This is a genomic window from Pseudohongiella acticola (genome assembly GCF_001758195.1).
Taxonomy (GTDB): domain Bacteria; phylum Pseudomonadota; class Gammaproteobacteria; order Pseudomonadales; family Pseudohongiellaceae; genus Pseudohongiella; species Pseudohongiella acticola.
Map to the genome: position 1 here is coordinate 1429826 of NZ_MASR01000001.1, position 22690 is coordinate 1452515.

Annotated in this window: 18 protein-coding genes, 1 tRNA gene and 2 pseudogenes; 11 read left to right on the plus strand and 10 right to left on the minus strand. The window is 50.9% G+C overall.

Annotated features, from left to right (window positions below):
* Positions 1-694 precede the first annotated feature (694 nt).
* From PHACT_RS06010 to PHACT_RS16000, 3 genes and pseudogenes are all read left to right on the plus strand, one after another.
* Positions 695-1198 (plus strand): hypothetical protein, encoded by a 504-nt coding sequence (locus PHACT_RS06010; protein ID WP_070116355.1) that lies wholly within the window; start codon positions 695-697, stop codon positions 1196-1198.
* Between the two features lie 478 nt (positions 1199-1676).
* Complete coding sequence (locus tag PHACT_RS15995; RefSeq protein WP_083264385.1) at positions 1677-2027, plus strand: hypothetical protein; 351 nt, start codon at positions 1677-1679, stop codon at positions 2025-2027.
* Positions 2028-2229: 202 nt separating this feature from the next.
* Positions 2230-2373, plus strand: a pseudogene (locus tag PHACT_RS16000) (transposase); the annotation flags it as partial.
* 269 nt (positions 2374-2642) lie between these two features.
* On the opposite strand, the gene PHACT_RS06020 reads toward PHACT_RS16000, so the two are convergent.
* On the minus strand, positions 2643-3245 hold the full coding sequence (locus tag PHACT_RS06020; protein ID WP_070116357.1) for a hypothetical protein: 603 nt from the start codon (positions 3243-3245) through the stop codon (positions 2643-2645).
* Between the two features lie 73 nt (positions 3246-3318).
* On the opposite strand from PHACT_RS06020, the pseudogene PHACT_RS06025 reads away from it, so the two are divergent.
* The 3 genes and pseudogenes from PHACT_RS06025 to PHACT_RS06040 all read left to right on the plus strand — a co-directional run.
* A pseudogene (locus PHACT_RS06025) lies at positions 3319-3540 on the plus strand (transposase); the annotation flags it as partial.
* An 874-nt stretch (positions 3541-4414) separates the two neighbouring features.
* Positions 4415-5194: an HNH endonuclease family protein gene (locus PHACT_RS16005; protein WP_083264386.1), complete on the plus strand. Its 780-nt coding sequence runs from the start codon at positions 4415-4417 to the stop codon at positions 5192-5194.
* Positions 5195-5528: 334 nt separating this feature from the next.
* Entirely contained in the window at positions 5529-6707 is a 1179-nt protein-coding gene (locus tag PHACT_RS06040; protein WP_070116361.1) for a hypothetical protein, read from the plus strand.
* Between the two features lie 505 nt (positions 6708-7212).
* On the opposite strand, the gene PHACT_RS06045 is transcribed toward PHACT_RS06040, so the two are convergent.
* A tRNA-Arg gene (locus PHACT_RS06045) sits at positions 7213-7289 on the minus strand.
* A gap of 534 nt (positions 7290-7823) precedes the next feature.
* Here PHACT_RS06045 and PHACT_RS06050 point away from each other — a divergent pair.
* Complete coding sequence (locus PHACT_RS06050; RefSeq protein ID WP_070116362.1) at positions 7824-9149, plus strand: site-specific DNA-methyltransferase; 1326 nt, start codon at positions 7824-7826, stop codon at positions 9147-9149.
* Here PHACT_RS06050 and PHACT_RS06055 read toward each other — a convergent pair.
* A complete protein-coding gene (locus PHACT_RS06055) occupies positions 9146-10033 on the minus strand; it encodes a hypothetical protein (protein WP_083264387.1) in 888 nt (295 codons plus the stop codon). The genes PHACT_RS06050 and PHACT_RS06055 overlap by 4 nt on opposite strands.
* A 70-nt stretch (positions 10034-10103) precedes the next feature.
* Here PHACT_RS06055 and PHACT_RS06060 point away from each other — a divergent pair, with 70 nt between their 5' ends.
* The gene (locus PHACT_RS06060) at positions 10104-10691 is read left to right on the plus strand and encodes a DNA-3-methyladenine glycosylase family protein (RefSeq protein WP_139141451.1); all 588 of its coding nucleotides are present in this window, start codon (positions 10104-10106) and stop codon (positions 10689-10691) included.
* Positions 10692-11386: 695 nt separating this feature from the next.
* Here PHACT_RS06060 and PHACT_RS06065 read toward each other — a convergent pair.
* From PHACT_RS06065 to PHACT_RS06090, 6 genes are all read right to left on the minus strand, one after another.
* Complete coding sequence (locus PHACT_RS06065; RefSeq protein WP_070116364.1) at positions 11387-13237, minus strand: DUF262 domain-containing protein; 1851 nt, start codon at positions 13235-13237, stop codon at positions 11387-11389.
* Between the two features lie 506 nt (positions 13238-13743).
* Positions 13744-15039, minus strand: a complete 1296-nt coding sequence (locus PHACT_RS06070; RefSeq protein ID WP_070116365.1) for a 5-methylcytosine restriction system specificity protein McrC — start codon at positions 15037-15039, stop codon at positions 13744-13746.
* Positions 15024-16205, minus strand: a complete 1182-nt coding sequence (locus tag PHACT_RS06075) for an AAA family ATPase (protein ID WP_070116366.1) — start codon at positions 16203-16205, stop codon at positions 15024-15026. Before PHACT_RS06075 ends, PHACT_RS06070 begins: the two co-directional genes overlap by 16 nt.
* Entirely contained in the window at positions 16202-16771 is a 570-nt protein-coding gene (locus PHACT_RS06080) for a hypothetical protein (RefSeq protein WP_070116367.1), read from the minus strand. The genes PHACT_RS06075 and PHACT_RS06080 overlap by 4 nt, the downstream gene beginning before the upstream one ends.
* A gap of 2 nt (positions 16772-16773) precedes the next feature.
* Positions 16774-17796: a DNA adenine methylase gene (locus PHACT_RS06085; protein WP_070116368.1), complete on the minus strand. Its 1023-nt coding sequence runs from the start codon at positions 17794-17796 to the stop codon at positions 16774-16776.
* Between the two features lie 2 nt (positions 17797-17798).
* A complete protein-coding gene (locus tag PHACT_RS06090) occupies positions 17799-18854 on the minus strand; it encodes an adenine-specific methyltransferase EcoRI family protein (protein WP_070116369.1) in 1056 nt (351 codons plus the stop codon).
* 108 nt (positions 18855-18962) lie between these two features.
* Between PHACT_RS06090 and PHACT_RS16760 the strand changes: the two genes are divergently transcribed.
* Positions 18963-19103 (plus strand): DUF4113 domain-containing protein, encoded by a 141-nt coding sequence (locus tag PHACT_RS16760; protein WP_397389517.1) that lies wholly within the window; start codon positions 18963-18965, stop codon positions 19101-19103.
* Positions 19104-19473: 370 nt separating this feature from the next.
* Here the strand turns inward: PHACT_RS16760 and PHACT_RS06095 are convergent, their stop codons facing one another.
* Positions 19474-21759 carry a S9 family peptidase gene (locus PHACT_RS06095; protein ID WP_070116370.1) on the minus strand — a complete coding sequence of 762 codons (2286 nt, stop codon included), beginning with the start codon at positions 21757-21759 and terminating at the stop codon, positions 19474-19476.
* A gap of 236 nt (positions 21760-21995) precedes the next feature.
* Here PHACT_RS06095 and PHACT_RS06100 point away from each other — a divergent pair, with 236 nt between their 5' ends.
* Complete coding sequence (locus tag PHACT_RS06100) at positions 21996-22253, plus strand: type II toxin-antitoxin system Phd/YefM family antitoxin (protein ID WP_070116371.1); 258 nt, start codon at positions 21996-21998, stop codon at positions 22251-22253.
* The gene (locus PHACT_RS06105; protein ID WP_070118188.1) at positions 22241-22540 is read left to right on the plus strand and encodes a type II toxin-antitoxin system RelE/ParE family toxin; all 300 of its coding nucleotides are present in this window, start codon (positions 22241-22243) and stop codon (positions 22538-22540) included. Before PHACT_RS06100 ends, PHACT_RS06105 begins: the two co-directional genes overlap by 13 nt.
* The last annotated feature ends 150 nt before the right edge of the window (positions 22541-22690 follow it).

The following is a 22690-nucleotide window of genomic DNA, read 5'->3' on the forward strand; positions in this document are numbered from 1 at the left end:
ACCAGATGCGGCTCGATATGTTTAAGAATTGGTTTGTTAGGGCGGGGTTCTGATCATATGGGAACGAAGTAATCTTAGACCACACCAATGACCTAGGGCCAGGGACTGGCTTGATGCTAAGAGCCGGAGCGATATCACGAACAAACGATAATGCGAACTATTATTACCTAAGGAATGAGTGTCAGAGGAAGTTGTTACTCTTAGAACCAATCCGAATACCCTGATGATGATGGCCCCATATTTCGCCGGCTCCTATGGATTCATTTCCCTTATACAAGTCGTTAGACGAGCAGCTTCCCACACACTCTAGAGCTAAACCCCCAATCCCGTGATTTGCTCGATTCCGCCCACGATGATCTGAAACCGCCTATGGTCGTCCCAATCGTAACTTTCATGATCTTTGAGATACACCTGTATCACCACTCCACTAGGACTGACAATGATTTTAAGTAAAGCGTAAGGCACTGCGACTAAAGACTCACCCTTTTAATGCTCTTCAATCTACTGCCCTGGAATCCTTGAATAGAACACGGGACCAACGATAACCCATACTTCCCCAAACCGGGCAACCATAGCTGCGGGTCTATCCTCCATGTCGAGACGAATCCCTGCCTTGAAGCGCTGGCGCTGGAACTACAAACCACGGTATAAAGGGACCTACGGGATTTTTAGACTAACGAAAAGAGAATAAGTTATGCGGTATCTATATTGCGCTTTGTTAGTAATTGGCATCAGTACAAACGCAAATTCAGACGAAATCGAATCAGACTTATACTTGCTATGCGCACCAGACCTTGAGATTTATTATTCAAGTCTGATTGCAGTTCATTCCGAAGACAAAACTTGGTTCAGCCTCGCTCTCGGCGACCGGAATTTTGAATTTAACGTCAAGACTTTTTCTCGACTCTTAACTGAAGGAACCGCGGCTAACACCGGAGATACAGCGTTCTTCTCTCCAGATTCCATAACACTTAAACAAAAAGGCCCTTTTACCGATGAAGAAGAGATTTGGCGCATTAACAGAATGAGCGGCGCCGCATCAACTATGCGAGCCGGCAATAGAACTAGATACGATTGCACACCTATAGAACTGAAAGAAGTTTATACGACTATCGATGCAGAACACGAAAAACGCTTGGAGGCAGAGAAGGCAAGAGAAGCTAGAAAGAATACACTGAGAGAAACAAGGCTGTTTTAGATTTAGCGGGAAAGGGTTCTACAGCGATTGTAATACCCCACGCAAACAATTGCTTTTCTGCAGTTTTTGCTCTAAACGTATCTCTATGCTCGTGCTTGCACGACTCTATGAATAAGCGTGCGCGCGCTGATCTGACAGGAACGTGCTAGCGGCATTTGGGTTCGTTGTCTTTCAGCTAGCTAACAACGACACTTGAGAAAACAGTCTATTGAGATGTCGCGCAGAAAGACTGGATAACCGTGCTGGCGCACGATATAGATGTTGGGCGGCTTGAGCCATGATTGAATTGGAAAGCAAATTGGTCCCTGGCAGAGAGTGCGGTGGATGCACCGCGTGTTGCGTAACTCTGCGTATTGAGCAGCCGACCCTAAAGAAGCTAGCCGATGTGCCTTGCCAAAATCTGTTGCCTGAGGGTGGTTGTGGAATCTACAAGAACCGGCCGGAGGTTTGTCGCACTTGGTACTGCGGATGGAGAATCATGCCTCAACTTGATGATGGGTGGCGTCCTGATCGATCAAAGATTATTGTTAGGCTAAATGGCGGAGAGGAAGGCGGTCTGACCTTGCAGCCTCTTGGAAAGGCAAGCGAATTGCTCACTTCCGAAAAAGTCTTGAGAATTGTCGGGGCCTGCGTCGAAGGCGGTGTGCCAATCTACATTTCGGTTCCAACTAAACCCAATAAATGTCATGCGCTACTGCATTTGAACAATGCATTCAAAGATGCCGTCGCTTCCCGTGAGCTGCAATTAGTACAGATCGAAATGCTTAGGGCCTTAGAACATGCCTATCAGGTGGAGACGGACCCCATTGTTCCGATCAATGATGATTGAGCGGCCAGAGGTCCTTCCGGAAGCTGTCAGTGCGGCGCCGCCCAACAAGGCGATGCAGGCGGAAAGAGTCAACATGTCACGCCTTATGCGGGCGCAAAGCCGCGCCACCTTAACTCTTCCGTGAACTAGCCCCCAATTAAACCGGACACTTCGTTTGATGTTAGGACCTAGGCATAGCACTAGGCTTAAGAAGTGTCTAAGAATGGATAGAATCGAAGTCATAACCGGGGTACAGCGTCGCAGACGGTACACCGCAGAAGAGAAGGCGGTGATGGTGGCCGAATGCCTCAAACCGGGCATGTCAGTCTCGCTTGGCGCTCGAAGACATGGTATATCTGGTAACGTCGAAGCCCATCAAAAGTTGTAATGCTTAGGACCAACGCGGATGTCTTGATGATGATGGTGCCATATTTTGCCGGCTCCTGTGATTGACTTCCCTTATACAAGCTTAGAACCGAGCGCCTAACCTATAAAGACCTACTGAAGTGCCCGTGAAGTCGGTGTAGAACATGCCTCAAAAATGATAGGTGACTTGCCAGTTCCTTCTCACCATATGAACTAGCCCGCATTCACTTAAGACTACTGTAATACTTGCCCCTCAGTAGTTGCGGCTGACTACGATTCACTGACGTGGACGACGTAGAGATTGTGCCTGCAGTCGGGCTTGATTCCTGGCTCAACGAACACCACTGCCTCTTTGTGCCGCTTCAAATTTTTGACAAGATGCCTTGTCGCAGCTCTTACCTCAGGTGTGTCTAGAAGAACGAGAAACTTAAGACAGTTGGTGGGATCGATCCGTGATTTGCTCTTGCCCTCCATGAGAGCGTCTATATCTTTCACGATCCCGTTGCGTTGAGCAGAACCGTAAACCGAACCTCCGTTTATCGGTACATTGCACTTTACTTCGGCGACTACGCCGACAGGCTCTGGAATTTCTAGATCAAAGCCGTTGGTGTTGGGTTGGCTTTGTAGAATCGAATTTCTAAGTTCACCTCGAGTTTTAGCATCCAATTGAAGGGTTTCGCCGAGCCAAGTACCAAATTCCAAGCAAATTTTCATAGTAAAGATGTTATTGATATCGCTAAGAACGGCCTTCAGCCCAGCAAGTGCCTTTCTGTCCAGGCGGGAATAGTAGTCCAAGTCAGGTAGAGCAAAATTTTTATGGAAAAATGAATTAAGGCGTTCCTGCAGTGCGCGCTCGCGATCGTAGACGGTCATTGCACCACCCCTCCAAGGGGTTTTACCCCGATTTTACGGAGATTTCAGAAAAGCCTGATTATAGGCAAACGTAGTGTTTAAGTCGAAGAGAAGAAAGTTCAGCCCCGAGTTCAATCTAGATGCCATTGAGCAGGTTCGACAGCACGGCGTCAGCTGTGCCCCGGTTGCCCGTGAGCTGGGTATAGGCTCCAATTTTTTGTCACGCTGGAAGCGGCAGACAGAGACCGAGGGCACACAAGCCTTTGGCGGCACCGGCAAGTCCAGAGACGAGGACATGGCCCGCCGCACGCGTGAAGAAAGACCGGGTGAACCGACGACGTCACCTCATAATTGAGTAGCAGTGCGATTTAGAGCCAAATACCCCTAGCAGAGTAGATTGAACGTGAAGAAGCGATATACAGACGAACAGATCACCGATTGCTGCAAGAGACTGAGTGCGGCGTGCCGCCCAAGGATTTGCGCCACCGGCGCCGATTCACTGGCGAGCAGCGGCCCACCTAATCTTTTGGGGCAAGAATGATAACAAGTACGGACATCACTGCAAAAATACTAGTAAGCGAGAATAAATATATCGTGCGAAATGACACGCCAGCTCTATCTTCTGCATAGATTAAGGGCCTAACCACGCTATTAGGGGATTCAGGTTCACCGTAGTGATATATTCGCTCGCTCTGTCTGAGAACTATTCTGATTTGTTGCAGGTTTTGCACTACTCCCGCGTCTGTTCTCCACCCGTCAGAAAAAAATACCGCATTGATCCAGATAAAAACTACAATGCCGGCCGTGATTATCCCGTGTCGCTTTTTTAGCTTAGGTGACATTTTCATTCGCCTTCTATGATTTGCCGAATTGCCAAGTCCATTATATGCCAGATAGGTTTTACCCCGATTCTACGGAGATTTCAGAAAAGCCTGATTATAGGCAAACGTAGTGTTTAAGTCGAAGAGAAGAAAGTTCAGCCCCGAGTTCAATCTAGATGCCATGGAGCAGGTTCGACAGCCTGATGTTCGCTATACCCCAGTCGCCTGCCAGACTAGCGTCGGTAGCAATCTGCTGTTCTCCTGTACTATCACGAGCCTCCGCTAATCGTACACGGATGAAGCTTTTCCTCCCTGCCAAACAAAAAAACACTATACTCACCGCGAAAACAACGAAAAGCAGGCAACCCCATGGGCAATAAAGCATTAACACGAGCACCTATAGCTGTATTCCTGGTCTTTGTTGCCCTGATAGCCACATCTCCTCAAGCTCTCGCTCAGAGCCAAATCGTCAAGAAATCGAACTCTGACATTTGTCACCCACCGGAGAGTAGTTACTACGAGCGGACTCGAAACTACCGGCCCTTTGAGACCCTTCAGGCGTGCCTCGACAGTGGCGGGAGGCTCCCAGCTAACCTGAGTCGCTCAGCAGTCTCAAAGGTCTCCTCAGAGCCTCTACCACGCTCCACGACAAGATCTGCATCGAGTAGCGGCTATGACCGATCTCGGTTCGGCCAAGGGTGGGATGACGCTGACGGGGATTGCCAGGATAGTCGAGCAGAGGCATTGATTGCGACCTCTAACACTCAGGTGCGATTCGCGGACAGCCGGCGCTGCAGGGTCACAACAGGTCGTTGGGTATCCCCGTTTACGGAAAATATCATTCAGAACTCATCAGAGATCGATATTGATCATGTTGTGCCACTGCGCTGGGCTTGGGACCGGGGTGCCGCTCAGTGGTCTCAGCAGGAACGAGAGAATTTCGCCAACGACCCCGTAAACCTAATACCTGTGGAAGCGAGTCTCAATCGAAGCAAGGGTGCCCGAGGCCCTGATGAATGGCTGCCACCATCAGGCCAGTGCAGCTATGTAGCAAGGTTTGTACGGATCGTAAGAGTCTATGGCCTGAATATGAAGGCGAGTGAAGAGCGCAGTATTCAGGCGCTTCTAGATCGATGCCAGGACAATTAATCGGGCCGCGGCTACTGACGATGATGTAATCCAAAGCCACAAATTAGTGAAAAACTAAGCACGACTGTAAATCGCCTGCTATAACCACAGTATAGCCAGCAGGAAGCAGCAGGACCCCGCCCTTCGGGGCGGTTTTAACGTTAGTGGCTCAGGCTCTCCACCCCCGATTGTTATGCTTAGAACCAGTGATGAACGCCTGATGATGATGGTGCCATATTTTGCCGCACCTATGATTCACTCCCCTTATACAAGTGCCATCAACTGCCAACCCCAGTGACGCAAATTCCGATATAAACTATAAGATCAGCCCTTATATCAACATCGGAGGCGACTCATGAAAACCCACATATTTACTCGCAAGGAGCTTTACGATCTGGTCTGGCAAACGCCAATGACGAAACTCTCAAAAGAAGTCGGGCTGTCAGATCAAGGTTTAGCAAAGCTTTGCAGACGAAGACATATTCCCATTCCCCCACGCGGATACTGGGCCAAACACGCAGCAGGACAAAAGGTTACCCAGACACCGTTGCCGGAACTCGCAGATGATGTCGCACGCGACCCAATAGTGATAGAACAGGTTGATAAAGCGCTGACGAAACCCAGGCCAGAGGTAGTAAAGGCTCTTGCTTCGACCCCTACACCCGATATCAGTGTACCTAGAAAGCTAGTAAAGCCGCACCCGGTAGTTAGCCGTTGGCGCGACGAACGAGAGGCGTCGATCCAGCGCAACAAACGGTGGCAAGCTCACCTTCCTGTGTCAATGCGCGACCATTCCCGGAAGCCCTTCACTAACCTTGAAATGAGGCGCCACCGTATATTGGACACTATATTCAAAGCTATTGAGAAGTGCGGGTACAAGGTCGGGCCAGGAAGCTATGACCAATCGTGGGAACTAACCTACGAAGGGATACCAGTGGAGTTCAACATCACTGAGCGGTACAAACAAGTAAAAATGCCGCTTACGAAGGAAGAGCTTGTCGAGCCTTGGAACAGAGGCAAAACCCACAAAATTGAGCGCCAATTCAGCGGCAGATTGATGCTCAATATAAAGACCTGGCTCCCCAGAGGCCTTGCGACTCGCTGGGCAGAGGAAAACGACGAGCATACCCTAGAAGAAGATGTTCCGGATATTGTGAGGATATTCAAGGCTGCCGGACCCTTGCTGGTAGAGCAAAAGCGGGAAAGAGAGGACCAACGCCGTCGAGATGACGAGGAGCGGAGCCGACGGCATCGAGAGGCACAGCGAATCAAAGCTGACGAGGAGTGCTGGGAGCGCTTCATTGCTGCTTCCAACAGGAGCCAAGAGGCCGCCCGAGTGCGAGAGCTGATTCAAAGGATAGAGGAAATGGCGGCCACCCAAGACTCAACAATAGATGTCGACGGCAAGGCGATAACGGAGTGGATACAGTGGGCGAAAGGCTGGGCAGTGCGACATGACCCGCTATCTGGGAACATAGTAGATTTTTTCGCAAGAATCTCTGAACCAAAGAATGGCAGCCCTTGGCTCATTTAGCTGTATTAGTTCAGATCAAAAATCTCAACTTACTGAAAAACAAAGCGCGACTTAGAATCACCTGCTATAAACATAGTATAACCAGCAGGAAGCTGCGGCCCACCCCTTTGGGCGGTTTGTTACAATATTGTCAAATGAATAATGAAACTTGTGATATGTTGCTCCCGGAAACGCATAGGATCTGTGATGCCAAGTCCGCTCCGTACTATTGCATGCATGCTCGATAATGTAGCTTCTGACAAAAGATCATCCGATTGAGACTTCCAATGCGCCCACTCCCAGATAATAGTTAAGCCCAGTGATCTTCCCTGTTGTTGACATGAAACTATATCTCAATTCTAACTAAGATCTAGCTCGATATTTTTTTACAAACTGTGTTATTTGCAATTCGCCTCGGCGAATTGCGCAGTCCTGTGGGCGACCCAAACTCGAATTTTTTCGTCGAGCCAGGGATTCACATTGGCCTTGTATCAAAAAAAGTCCGCACAAAGCGGACCATTTTAAATGGCGCACCCGGAGAGATTCGAACTCCCGACCAAGTGGTTCGAAGCCACCTACTCTATCCAGCTGAGCTACGGGTGCGTAAAGACATCATTATATAGTGATCAGTGGCATAGATCACCCGTCTGCGGGCAGATTATCAGTCTTCTTCTCGATAGAAGCCTGATACCGTTCCTGCCTTGCAGGATCAGTTGAGCCTGGCGCGAGGGCTCAGCGTGAAATACCATAACACCGGAGTAGAAGCCGGCCAATTGATATGAAACATACGGACACTCGCTTGCCGGCGAAAGAGAGCGGCGCTCGCAAGAAAGAGGACACCTCAGTGAAACTGCGGAGAATAGTGGGCACGGCCATCTCTGACCAAAGAGCGTGAAAAACTGTCTTTCTAACGTAGCTAAATATGGCTTCAAGGATACAACGCGCAATAGTAGACGAAGCGCTCATATCCGAGTGAATAACATCTTACTAGGGGCGTTCATCCGCCAGCATTACTACATTTTCTGGTTACCGTGCTTGCTACAGGCACCGAACTTCAATATAATTCTATAATAAACTGATTTATTTAGCTATAATCGCCAGAAATATTATTCTGGTTACCAATAAAAGAGGCTAAGCATGGCTACTGGCATCACCAAACGTGAGCAGCACTCAAAGGACGCGATTTCCGCCGCTGATTTCTATCAGGAACCTATTGCCTTGCCGTCGAAAGGTGATGAGGTCACGCTCAGCTATCCTAACAAGGCCGACCGAGCAGACATAATCACGCCGACTGCGCGTCGGTTTCTGCTATTAAGCGGCACGGACACGACAGAAGTTAGTAAAATCCCAGAGAACGCCTTCATTCTTGACGATAACTTCTTTGTTCTCAATGAATTGATACGTGAAAATGTAAAAGTAAACCTGTTTTACCTTGACCCCCCATATGGCACAGGTTTTGACTTCCATTCTCGAGATCTTGAGCATGCGTATAAGGATAGCATGGGGCCAGCTGCCTACATTGAATTCATGCGACGTCGCCTAATCCTCATGCGCGAAACAATGGCAGACGATGGCTCGATATATGTCCATATTGGTCATCAGATGCTTGGTCACTTGAAAGTCGTGATGGACGAAGTATTCGGCTCTGCTAACTTCCGTAACCTCATCACTCGGAGGAAGTGCAGTAGCAAGAATTTTACTAGCAAACAGTACGCTAACATACATGATTACATTCTCTTTTATTCCAAGTCAAAATCTTATAAGTGGAACAAACCGGGCATTGAACCGGAGAAAGAATGGATCGAGAAAGAATATCCAAAATTTGATAGCCTTGGGCGACGATACAAGCTCGTCCCTGTTCATGCACCAGGCACTCGTAATGGTGAGACTGGACAGCCATGGCGCGGAGTCATGCCGCCGTCAGGGAAACACTGGCAATATACACCTACCAAGCTTGACGAATTTGATCGACAAGGTGATATCCACTGGTCTAGCAATGGGAATCCGCGCCGCAAAGTCTATTGGACAAAAGGAAAAAAAACATCGCTAACTGATTACTGGGATCAGTATCGCGACGCATATCACCAAAGCATCAAGATCACTGGCTACCCGACTGAGAAAAACCTAGAAATGATTAAAATGATCGTCGGGGCCAGCTCTGATGCAGGTGACATCGTAGTCGACCCGTTCTGTGGCTCAGGGACAACGCTTCACGCTGCAAGAGACTTGGAACGACGATATCTAGGTATCGATGCCTCATTCAGCGCGGCCAAGGCAACTATACACCGCATGCGACACGGCTTGAAACCGATGGGAGACTATGTAAACGGGACCGCAAAGAAAGCCGGTAATCAACCTCTACTCTTAGAGAGTGAACCCGAGGGGCCACTTTGTAGTTTTATAGTCGATAGTCAACTGATTGAGGCGTATCCGAATGAAGTCCGTGATATTTCCAAGATTTAGCCTTCCAACCATTCTGGAGTTATCCTCGCTGCGGCCAATTTCATCGTGACTACGCGTACTCGTCCGTCCCATTGGCCATCCAGCACACATGACTCTTCCCAGGTATCCCCATGTATGAGGCCAGGCCCGTCTGACAAGAAAATCAATTTGAGACGAGTCGACGTAAATTCGTCAAAAGCTTTAGCTTTTTCGACTTTATTCGAGTTGCCGCCAGTCCGGTCGTCAGACTGCGCACCGCCTCGCGTGGAGTCGTAGCGAGCAAATCCAACGGCTAATACCTCCTGGTCGCTATAGCGACGGATTACAAAGTCACATGGATAAGAGCCGTCAAAGTCGGGATAGAGTTGTGACAGCTCGATATCACGCCCGGCACCACGTGGACCTTCGATAGAATACTGATCTTTAAAATGATCTTCGAACCAGTCAAAAAATGTCTCTGTGAGCTGATAACCGAGCTGTCCCCGCATGTCGTATTCCCCAATCAGTGCTGCCAATGCATACTTATACTCTGTTGACAGGCCTGAGAATTGAGCTTTTAGCTTCGAGATCGGCTTGAACGTGTTTCCATAATTTTGGATAAGGGACTTAGTGCTAATTTTCCTGATTTTTTTAGTAGTCTCGGTGTCGAGTACAGGAGAAACGCAGCGGCGATACATCTTTAGAAGTGCCATACGCTGATCCGCATCTCGATCCGTTGATCGGATTTTTTCCAATACATCTGCGCTCGATTCGGACTCATTGATGATTTCGCAAAACAAATCAATAGCATTACCGTACTTCTTGATCAGGATTTCCAGCACTTCGGGGAACCGAATCGTGCTGTCTATCGGTGTAATGATTCTACTTACATCAGTAATGGTCCGAAGAAAATTATCGCCACTCAAGGTGCAACCTCTCTATTCTTATTTGTTTTTGTAAAAAGTAATGCGTATCAACTATCTAGGAGAAATACCATTGAGCCAGCTACAGCATCTGATAGGCGCGTACCCACAACTCTCTGACCTGTTTCAGAAACTTTCTCCACTAGAACCCCTAAAGCCCCAGTCGCTGCCCATAGCGGAAGCTGTTACTAAAATTGTGGTGGGGCAGATGCTATCACGCGCTGCGGCCAATACGATATACTTTCGCATTCAAGCACGCTGCGCAGACCATAAGCTGGTAGGAAGCTGGAAACTAACCGAAGCGGATTTGATTAGCTGCGGTTTATCTCGCCGTAAAGCCCGAACGATCCGAGAATTTTCCGCCTGTTACGAAAGCGACCCTGGCAGCATCGAAGCATGGCGCAGACTCGATTATCAGGAACTTAGGCTAGCAGTATCAGAGCATTGGGGGTTGTCCCAATGGTCCGCAGACATGCTAGCAATTTTCTACTTCGCGATGCCTGATGTTTTCCCTGAAAGCGATGGCTCAATTATCCGTGCTCGCAAAATTCTTGAAGAACGTTTTTTGCCAGCGAAATTAGAGCCAGACCGAAGTCGCCCGTTCCGAAGCTATCTTGCTCGTTACATGTGGGCGCTCCTGGATGAAGGAGTTCTAAGTTAAATTAGGAAAATAAGAATTAGTGATGGCACGCCACCAAAAGCTGCGAGATGCCATTACATAATGGTATAGGCGATTAGCTCTCGGGGGGATGCGGTGTTTTATCGACTGCATTGCAGCCAGGAACCTACCTAGCATGTTGAATTTTGGATTAGAGTTAACTTAGTACTTGCTTTGTAATAAATCTGGCGCTTACCTCAGCCCTTCCGCTCTTAAAAGCCCTATGACGCATGCCCTGCTCCATTGATAGCGATCCTTAATTAGTAATGCGCATCATTATCATTAATTTGGACTATAGGCTTCCTGCTTGTTTCTAACAACCTTAAGTCTTATCATCAGAGTTGGGAATAATGTCACAATGGGTATTCACACTGGCCCTCCACGAGACAATCAAAAAAAATATAGCCTTACAAATCAAACAGATAAAATGCGGCGTCGAGGTTCAAGTCCTCTCCTGGGCACCATTAGCTTCTATAGAAATTCTAATAGATTACCCTCCGCCCCTCTACATATAGGAATTGTTTAGGCTCAAATCCATCGAAAGACCTCATTGCTTCTACTTGCCCCTCAATTTCAGGCTTAAACCAAATCACCCCAACACCAAAAATTTACACTCTCTTCAGATTTAGACCTGCTCAAAATACCGCCACTCTATTAACGACCCCTGCTCCAGAATCAACCTCCAGCAGTATTGAAATTCAGTCTTGACCCCATATGACACTGGATAAATCGAACAACAGCCTATGCCTGTAATCCAATTCATCGGGACCAAACTTTGACAGCTCATGAAAATCCAAACCGTACCTTTTTCGGAACGCATCAAAGTCAAGCTTTGATTTGTATGTATCCGATCTAAGAGTTTCGTTCCAATAAAGAGTACCGGCATAGGTTTTTAGCTTTTCGACATACACCTCATTTGAACTAGATATATTGTCTTTACCCTTCAGTAAGAGAATCCCACCAAGCCTGTTTCGTTCAGCATCAAACCTCTCGTCATCACCACCAAAAGCATCCAGATTAAACTGGTTATTAGACAAGATATGTTCTACATGGAAACCGGTTTTCTCACCCCGCCTGGAAACTAAATCTTGAATAGGATGCTTGGGACTGACCTTCATACCATTTGCGATAAATTGATCAATTCGAGCGAAGTAGTAACGAATGAAACGTTTATTGAGTGATACAATCGAAGCACTACGGAAGTAACCCCATTGGAAGCTCTCGCTCACTGCACCTGAGCGCCTCTGCTCCAGAATATGGCGCAAGTGCTTTTCAAAAACCGGAGCAATTTCTTCAAGAGACACATCTCTAATCCCTCTCGCCACCAGGAAAAGCTCCGTTATGACCTGGTTACTATCGTAACTGTTTTGCAGTTGCAAAAGAGTGAAGAATCGATCTAGCTGTCGTGACACTAAAGCTATTTTTTGCGTTTCTTCAGGATCATCCAGCCTGCAGGAAGAAAGAATCAACATGAACTGAGTATCAAGATCGTTAAGATTATTATAAAAGACACAGGGATAATCATCGTTTAGTTTCTGGGCGCCATCCCAAACTCGCGCGTATAGATTTGAATAATAACGAAAAGTACCTGCTAAGAACGATTTAACAGCAATTGAATTGTGCTCGAGATCAAGCACCTGGTTCATGTCGCTCTTAAACATCTCTCGGTGATAATCACCATCAAATCGCTGCCCTTCTTTACGAGAAAGGACAAACCTAGCTTTCAACCAAGACCGAAAAAACGCGTCTATTTCATTATCTCGATAGGCATTTACTTTACTAGTTTGCCGCTCCCATATCTCGTTGTAATTCCCCTTATCTAGCTCAATTTTATCAATCTGCCCAAGTAGTTTACCTTTTAGTATTTCATAGGGCCTCAATCGCACACCTCGATCATTGATAACCTCAAACACCATAGGGACATCAGTTTGCTCAACCGCCAAATTAATCAACACTAACCTAGACAAGAAGTAGAATACGAAAGTCTCTAGCTTATGCTGGCTATCAATACACTTATCAAGCCACTGATCGATAGTCAGGTAGTTGCTAACCATGTTTACGGCAGTGATACCTCCAGACGTTTGAATTAAGCCAGGATCTTCTCCCTCGAACAGCCCATCCAACACGCTCTTAAAACGGACATGGTTCATCCAGAAGTTACGCTCCACGCCACTGTAACCTGCAACTTTGTTTTCTAACCAAGGCGCTGTCTTGGACTCATATGTTTTTGCCATGTGGTGAAGTTTAATCAATATCAACGTCAATGTCGTAAGACGTTGCTGACCATCTACGACATACACTCGCCCATCAATCACATTAGTGACATAAGTGTTAAGGTAATACCAAGGGTAATATGCCGTTACTGTTTCTTTACCCGGATCTAGATCAAGGTGTTTCTGATAAGCCTCTCCAAACTGGTAATAAATATCATCCAACAAGCGTTGAACGGGTTCAGCTGTCCACTTATAGTCACGTTGATAGAAATCAATGTAGTAAACGGTGTTTGAGAAAACTGAGTCTATATTCTGTTTATCAGGGGAAATATCCACTTTTTAGTACCAAACCTCCTCATTTAAAGCTATCTATCGCGCCTACAATAAATTAACCGGTTTGCCAACACATCCCGTGCAGCCACTGCAACAAATTCAAACCAGCAGACTGTGCATTATTTAGGGCGCCCTCATCCATTGCAGTATCCATTAAAAAGCGAATGATTTCTCGTAAAAGAGCCCTGAAAAATCAACTATGTTTACTGAAGAGACTTAAACCCCCGGCTGAACTAGATCCCAATTAAACCGGACACGTCGTTGGCGAATGGGTAATGTTCGGTTTATCACGGTCAACTAGAAGTAAGCAGTGTTTTAACATGCAGCTAGCTCTTGATTCCGATATTGATTCGCCAATGAAGCCTCAGAGATGGAGAATAAAACTACACGAGCAGAGTGTGATGTTGTAGTACAGGGACCGATAGCGCGCAACGACAACGCCTATGCAGAGTCTTTGTTCCGACCATTGAAATACTGCTGAGCGGTATTAAGTATTGGTGGCGATTCAATCAGGCTTTATCGAACAATTCTCCGTCCAGCCAGACACTGATTGTATCGATTAATGCGCCTTGCCCTTCGGGCAGCGTTAACGCCATCAGATTGATTGGCAGTACGGTTAACTCTATATCACTGCCTCCCAAAGCCGACAGCACCCGCCATATTGTCGGCTCTCGATTCACAGCGACCGGATAGGTCAACGAGACCCGTTGACAGCCGAGGACATGACCCGCAGTCAACACCTGATAAGTGTCTGCCGCTTTCGGTCTCGAGCCTAGACGCTTATATTTGGAGTCGGTGACAGCGACAGGGATACCCCGGCTGTCTCGGAAAATCACATCCGGTACAGTTTCCAATCTACTCCCTTCTCCAGCGATTATCTCTCCAAACTTGAGTACACCCTTCTGGATTCGTTTGCCGCGCTGACTAGCCGCGCGCTGGCACAACCAGTAGACGTAGTTTTCGTAAATAACGTCTGAGTTCCACAGGAAACCGGACAACGCTTGGTGCCCGGCGGCGTGGTGGACACCAGCTCCCTCCAAAAGCAACAGCCCGACCATCCGAGCGGCCTCCAGTCCTTGGTGCTGGAGGCCGAGTACATTTCGTTGCGCGTCGAAGAGGTGAGGAGGTTGTCTGCCAACATGGTTAAGGCTGGCCGCTATCTCGCGCACTGCCCGGGCTCGTCCAGGTTCTTTCACTGTTGCAGCCAGACACTCAGCAGACCAGCGCAGCAGCCGAGCCAAAGCATTGTCATCAGTCAAGAGATCAGCGACGTAGGGAAGCTCCCACGGACGCGCCACCCACTCACCAAGTCGCGAGGTGTCCAGATTCCCCCGAAGCGTAAAGCCAGCTGCTTTCTCCGCAACATATCCGCGCGGAAGACCGCGAGCTGCGCCCTTGGCGTAAGACGCGAGGAACATCTCAGCGAGTAAGTCAGGCATGGATAGTGACGTAAGATGATTGGCGCTCGTCAGGTTGTCGTCGACGTGACCGCCCTCGACGACCGTGAGAATTCGCCACAACACCGCCTGCCAGCTGCCATTAGCGGTACTCAGAAACTTCGGCGCGATCTCGATATCGGTACCGCCAATTCGGACGACACCTGTTACCCCTTCTGCTCGAAGCTTCACGAACCCATTGTCCATGTCCATCACCCGGACAGGATCAACTGAGAGTCCCAGTGCTCTACTCCAGCGTTTGTTCGCCTCTGCCAGCAAGCGGAGATCGAGATCCTCAGCAGGGTGAACGACTGGTACGCCGTATTCTTGGAGCTCTATTCGCGCCGGGGCTGTCAGCGCGTCAGCCACCTGAAGGACCTCTTGATGACTTCGATGTCGAGTTCGCTAACCCGGACGGGCGCAAGGGTACTAGCTGCGACAGTGCTGCCCAGGTTAGTTCGTAACGTCCAAGCGTAGCCGCCGGCTGGCGGCGCAGTGTCGACGTGTAGGAGATCGAGCAACTGCTGAGGCCGACCTGAATACCTGTCCTCAAGCTGGGGGAACAGCATCTCGTCCCAGGTCTTGGCGAGGCTGCGCCAGGCATCGTTTTCCTCGACGGGCTGTATGGTCCCGTCGTCTGCAGTTTTCTTAGCCAATACCGGTGTGAGAAGACCGTGGCCGAACTCGAATTCGCGACCTAGGTCGGTGGAGACGGCGACGTTCAGTCGGTCGAGGAGGAGGTAGCTGGTTACGAACGGGCTGAGCGTTTCCCAGTTTGCATCGGTCGGTGCAGGGATAGTGGTCTCGTCCAGATCCCAGAGCTGGGCGAGGACGCTGAGGCTGGGGCGCATCTCGATCCGATTGAACCGACGCGCAAGGGCGCTGTCGATGGGCACGGCTGCTCGGTCTACGCTGTTCATCGTCGAGACAATGTAGATATGCCTCGGGAACGTGAATCCCTCGGGAATCGAGGCGGACTTGCCACCAGGGCGGCTGATCTCCTCACTTTGGCCTTCCTCGTAGGTCAGCTGTCGAAGTGGAAGCGGTAGGGGAACGAGCCCGCCATCCCGGTAATCAAAGTCTAAGAAGGTCATGAATTCGCCGAAAATGCGAGCGGCATTGCCCCGGTTGATCTCGTCGATGAAAATCACAACCGATTTGTACTCGGATTCAGAGTCGGCGAGCTCAAGCGCGGCGTCGAGGAAGATCCCAGCCCACGGCTGGAGACGGGTGCCGGTGTCGGTGATTTCTGGCCGCAGCCCCATCACAAAGTCCTCGTAGCCGTAGGACTGATGGAATGTAGTCCACACCACCTTGATCGGTTGCGGGATCGTGATTTCCTGTTCAGGCCTACTGAAAGGCTTCGCGGCGTCGGCGACGTCGAGGAGTATGCCTTTATGAGCCTTCGGCGGGTTGTTCAGAGCATCAAAAAGCTCGCTAATTAGCCGGGTCTTCCCAGTGGCCGGCGGTCCATAGAGAAGCGCGTTCCTGCCTGCACTCCAGGAGGACAGGATATCGTCGATCTTGTTAGTCATGACCTATCTCCTTCCGCATTGATTACGCCACCCACAGCTATGCCTTCTGGGTATAAATCCCATGTCGGATCGTTGCGTTTCATGCTCGCTGGCCTCGGCCCCTGCGTAAAACCGGCGTAGTAGTCGCCTTCGATGGTCTTCGCGATGTAGATACGGAGCCCGCCTTCAGGGAAGTACGAGAGGGCCTCCTGCGTGCTGCCGACGCCGTCGGGTGCGGTTGGAAAGCCTCGCGCCGCGACCCAGGCTGGATGGCGTTGGGAGCCCGGCTGTTGCCGGTTCTGACGCGCGATACGCATCCGACCGCCCTTCTTCTTATGGAATTCGATCGGACCCGACTCACCTGGCTGGCCGACGACACCGGCATCGATGGTGATGATCGGCAATTCATCCACGTTGGCTCCGGTAACACCGAGGAAGCTGAGGGTCGCAACAACCATCGAGTTCGGGATTTCGATGTAGAGGGAGCCACCGCCGCTCTTGATCCGATGGTATCGCTCTATGTTGTAGAACTCGCCCGGCTGGACATTCCGCCACCAAATGCGATCGATATTCTGTTTTTCCGCCATGGTTAAAAGGCCTCGATGTGGTATAGATGCTCAAGCACAGATCCATCCTTGACTCCGGCATTGCTGCGGTACCGGACATGCGGATGCTCGTGTAGAGTGACCTTGCCGAAGTCGCTCAGGATGGCTAACAGCTCCTCCTCATGAACTTGGCCGTCCTGGCTATAGGAGATGAACACGTGTGGTACATCTAGCCGCTTAAGCGTCTCACGGAATGCCTGGCCGGCGCTACGCCGGTAGCAAAAGTCAGACGCCTGCTCCCTCCACGGCCGCAGCCCGCCGTCGCCGGCAGCTACTGGTTCGTCCTCGCGAGCTATTGTCTCAAGGACATGATAGTTTCCGGCATACTGTCGCTTGGTGTAAGGCGGGTCGAGGTAAACCGCATCGACGCGGAGAGACGAAGCGTGCTCTTCAATCGGTCCGTGCAGCACTGTGTGATTACCAGGTGTTCGCTCAAACTCGATCGCGCCGAATGTTAGCGGTTGAAGGGAAGGTTGGGAGAGCTTGCTCAGGAAATACCCGTAGGTGCCGCTAATGTTAGCGACCTTATTAGTGGCCAGAATCAGATGATGGAGCAGCACGCTGTGCTCGATCTCGGTGATGGCACCGGTTGCGGCCAGTTTGCGGATGCCGTCTCGGATACCGTCGATGTGCGCGGCGTTGACCGCCGAGAAATAGAGGCGCGGAGCACGCCCGTTCGCGGGCTTGCCGGCCTCGCCAAACTCTTGGAAAAAATAGCCCTCTACGGGCGTAGCCGAGAGCATCCAATCCAGCGCCTTGTAGTAGCCGCCTAGGGATTTGAAGGCCGGAGCCTGCTTCGCGAGCAGACGTGTTCGTGCGTGAATGACGGGGAAGGTTAGTGCATCGGCTGCGGTGACTGAGTAGCCGACACGGGCCAGAGCCAATGAAACAGAAGCTGTGCCGCACATCGGGTCAGCAATCGATGAGCCCGCCGGGAGTACACGCGTGACCTCCCCGACAATCCAATCGACCAGCCGCGTCTTGTTACCTAGGTAGCGATACGACATAACTACTCTCTGCTGCTCTGGCAGTCACGACTTTTATTTCTAACAACTACGCGCTCGTACATCCGGCGGTAGGTGCCATCGCCTTTTGGGAGATAGAAACGGGGTCCGCCCTGCTGATAGGCCCCCTTCTTCGCTACCTGCGACATTGGCCGGCTGAGGGTTTTGCTGGAGCCGAGAATGTCGAACTGATCTGGGCTGTACTTGTCGAGGAAGGTAATAGGCACCCCCATGGGACCATCGTAATCGTACGGAATGTCCATGGTCTTGCTGACCTCAATCCCGTCGAAGTTAGCATATTTCGGATATTCATCTGGGCAGTAGCGCCTCTGAAGATCCAAGTTCTCGTGCCGGCCGGGATAATCGAGATTGGTGAACCAGCGGACGCCCTTTACGCGGATATATTTGTTGCCGTGCTCGTCGACTCTCGATCCAGCCGCCGTGATGGGGTAATCGTCCGGCACACGGAACTCACGGTCACCGCTGCGTACACTGGGGCCATACCAAATCAAGTTTTCCTGGAAGAGCGGAAAGATCTCTGTATAGGTCACGGCATTCATGTTGCCGATGATCACGAACTTCTTATCGTACTCGACCAGCTGGGCGACATATTCCCGGAATAGCGAGAAAGGCGGGTTGGTTACCACTATGTCGGCCTGTTTGAGCAGTTCGACACTCTCACCGCTGCGGAAGTCGCCGTCGCCAGTGAGCAGCTTAATGCCGATTTCCTCAGCACTCGGGATGCTATTGCCATTCTTGCCGCCGGTATACTCTAGGTAGACAGCTTGATCAGAGCCCTTCTGCCCGAAGAGGTTAGCGTCTTGGCTTCTATAGCAGGTGGTGACGAGCTTCTTCAGGCCGAGTTTCTTGAAATTGGTGGAAAAATAGCGAAAGAAATTACTGGATCGCGGATCGTCACAGTTGCAGTAGACAACTTTGTCCTTAAAGTGGCTCGTGTAGTGCTTCAGCTCAAGCTCAATATCGCTAAGTGAGGTGTAGAACTCATCCTTCTTCGCTTGCCTAGCTTTCTTAAAGTCACGGTTTCGGGCGGTTCTCGTCATCTGCATCTCCTCAAGGTGAAGAAGGATACCGTCCTTTCGACAAACGTCAAGTTGTCCCCGTATTTACCGCCGCAATCTGCTGAGGCAAATGGCAACTGCGCGGCCTTTATGAATCTGATGGATGCCATTAACTCGAAGAGCCATAAAGTCTGGCTGGCGAGTCAAGTTACGGATCATACATGGCGGATGAGCCGGGAGCGCCTTTCAGCGCGCTGCACCACGTGGGATGGGTTGCCGCTGGCACACTGAGGCTAGAAGGAGGGATTACGACAGAGCCAGCAAGCTCTAGAATGCCCCATGAAGGATCAAACAGCAGTTCAAGCTATAAACGCTTCCACGGACTCGTATTCTACAATGACATAAAGTGGAGCACGATGAATTACCAATTACGCGACCGTCAACTTAATTTACAAAGCAAAATTGGGCACGCTTACGTCAACGACGGATTGGTAAATTGAGGACTGGAACCCAGGTGATGAAGGGCTCATTTCAGCTCGGATTTTAAGTAACACAAATAGTAACATTACCACAAACTCTAACTAAATTAATTAATGTAATTCAATTGCTTATAGACTTTTCAAGAGTCTCTCTTGGCACCATCATTTCTGTTACCCTCCTCTTACATTGAATTGCCTTCGTTGTTTTCGCCGCGCAAGTACCGGTTAAAAAACGCCATTTGCGTTCTGAGCAAGTGAGTCTGCAGAGGGGGCGGACGGATGCCGTGGCGCTGGCCCGGGTAGGTCATCATCTCGAACACCTGGCCGCGCTCTTGCAGCTCTGCGAACAATCGGGTGGAGTGATCAAACGTCACGTTGTCATCCGCCATGCCGTGAATAATCAGCAGAGGGGTCTGGTAACCATCAAGGTGGGCAAAGACCGAGCCGGCGTCATACCCTTCGGCATTGTCCTGCGGGGTCGACATGAAGCGTTCGGTGTAGTGTGTGTCGTATAGCGCCCAGTCCGTAACCGGCGCCCCGGCAATGCCTGCGGCAAACCTGCCCGGCGCCTGCAGCGTGGTCATCAATGTCATGTAGCCGCCATAGGACCAGCCCCACAGACCCACCCTGTCGGCGTCCACAAAATCGCGCGCCTGCAGCCAGTCCAGCCCGGCCAGCTGGTCCTCAACTTCAAGAATACCCATGCGCAGATGCAGCGGCGCTTCAAAGGCATGGCCGCGGTTTGAACTGCCCCGGTTATCGACCTTAAAAAGCACGTAGCCGGACTGGGCAAGAATCTGATCGCGCAGTGACTGCCATCCCCTGGTGACAGTCTGTACGCCTGGCCCGCCATACACCTGAACAATGGCCGGACAGGGCGTCGCTGCAGTGCAGTGGTCCGGCCGGTACATCTGCCAGTGCAGTTCGGTCTGCCCGTCTGCGGCCGTCAGCGTGCCATACTCGGGTCGGACATGACGCGCCAGATAAGGCGCGTAAGGATGAGCCTGATTCAGTGGGTTTTCCTCCACCCAGGCAATGCGTTCACCTGCAATGGAATACAGCCCGGTGTTGGGTGGGGTGTCGATGTCGGAGTAGGTGCCGATAAAGCCTGACCCGCCAGCACCGACCGATACGTTCCAGCGTCCTTCGCCAGACGTAATCCGCTGCGGTTCGCCGCCATCCAGGTTCACTGAGTACAGGTGGCGTTCCAGTGGTGTGTCCCTCCAGCCGGAGAACCAGACAATACCCGCGTCCTCGTCGACGGCTTCCAGGCTATCGACCACCCACTCACCCGATGTGATATCGCGGGCTAAGCCATCTGCGCCGACATGACGGATATGGCGAAAGCCAGATTGTTCGCTGAGATAGAGCAGACTGCCCCCGGCAAGTGTTTGCAGATCGTGCGCCAGATTGATCCAGGTATCTGCCTGCTCTGTGATACGTCGTGTTGTGTCTTCAGCACCCGTGCGCGGATCAAGTGCAAGCAGGTCCCACTGCGTCTGCGCCCGATTCTGTCGCTGCACCCATAAGGTCTCGCCAGACTCGCTCCAGTTGACGCGGCTGAGGTAGATGTCAGTGTTGCTGCCCAGATCCATCTCGGCTATCTCACTCATGTCGCCAGAGGCCTCACCGATTCCGCGAGAGCCAAGGTCGATGACGTGCAGTGTCACCAGGGCATTTGGCGTGCCGGCCCGCGGATACCGCTGTTCTGACACCGAAACGGCGTCGGCAGAAATGCCGAAGCGCTCCACCACCATCACCGGGCTTTCATCAACTCGAGCAACCGCGATGCGACTGTCATCGGGCGACCACCAGTAACCGGTGTAGCGGCTCATCTCTTCCTGGGCAACAAACTCGGCCATGCCCCAGCTGATGACACCGCCGCCTTCGGTCGTCAGGGCACGCTCTTCCCCGGTAGACAGATCATGTATCCATAGATTCTGGTCGCGGATAAAGGAGACGAAACCGCCGTTTGGACTGACCTTGGCGTCGGTCTCAAACGCCTCGGTTTCGGTCAGGCGGCGGGTTTGTGTACTTTCCACATCGACGTAGAACACATCGCCGTCCAGAGGCACCAGAACCGCTGCGCCGGTTTCGTCCCATTGATAGGTCACCACCCCGGAAGAGGTGATGCGCGATCGCTCGCGGAACTGGATTTCAGCCTCCGTCAGCTCGCGCTCTTCTGGTACCAGCTGGCGCGCATCGACCAGCAAGTAGGCCTCGCCGGTGGCAACATCCATTGCCCACAAATCCTGCACGGTGCGGTCATTGTCTTTTGCGCGCAGGAAGCTGATGCGACTGCCATCGGGTGAGAACTGCACATTGCGGGCAGTTGGGCCGGTCAGATCTGGCGAGCCGTAGAGACGCTCGATGGTCAGTTGTTCACCGGACCCGTCGGTAATCGGTGTGGCTGCCCGCTCGCAGGCGACAAGAATGAAGGGCAAGACAACAATTAACGCGCCACGCATGAAAACCTCGGTGTATCAGTGTGTTAGAGGAGGACAACAGTAGCCCTGAAATCGCCGGAAGTCCAGTTCAACACCACAGATCTCATGTGGTTAGTCGCCGGTGGGCCTATTCACTATTGTCATGCTCTTGTCGTCTTACCGAATGGTAAAACTCAGATTGGAAATGAGATAGCCCACCGAATAGTCACATGCGCAAACAAAGTGATACTATAGTGACACTTTAGGGGAGTCGCCGCATGAAAGTTGAACTAGTAACCAATCTAAAGCGTCAAGCGACCAGGATCCTTGCTGACTTGCACCAAAGCAAGGAGGCTGTCCTGATTACCGAGCATGGTCAGCCGTCCGCGTACCTGGTTGATGTGCAGGACTACGAATTTATGCAACGCAGGCTGGCGCTGCTGGAAGGATTATCCAGAGGAGAAAGGGCTATCCTGGAGGGCAGGACTAGCTCCCATGAGCAAGCCAGGGAGCGGATGGAGAAGTGGCTGAAATAGCATGGACTGATCCGGCGCTGGAGCAGTTGGAAGAAATCGCACAATACATTGCATTGGACAAGCCAGAGGCCGCTTTCGCTTTTGTGAAGCGGATATTTTCTGCGGTTGATCGGCTTGGGTTGTTTCCTGATTCGGGACATGTTCCGACAGAGCTACCGAGCTCTATCTACCGGGAGCTATATGTCAGGCCCTGTCGCATCTTTTACCGTCAGGAAAACAATGTTGTTCTGATTGTTTACGTCATGCGGGAGGAAATGCAGTTGCGCAGATTCCTTTTGGACGCCTGATTGGATAGCTAGGCCGGTCGTTTGTCGTGGAGAATGGGCGACCTGGAGCACAGCGGGCCTGATCGATACCGGCAGTGCAATGCCTTGGGGCTTCCGAAAGGCTGCTTATCCTGCCTACCGATATCAATCAGTATGATGCCAGCGGCGCCG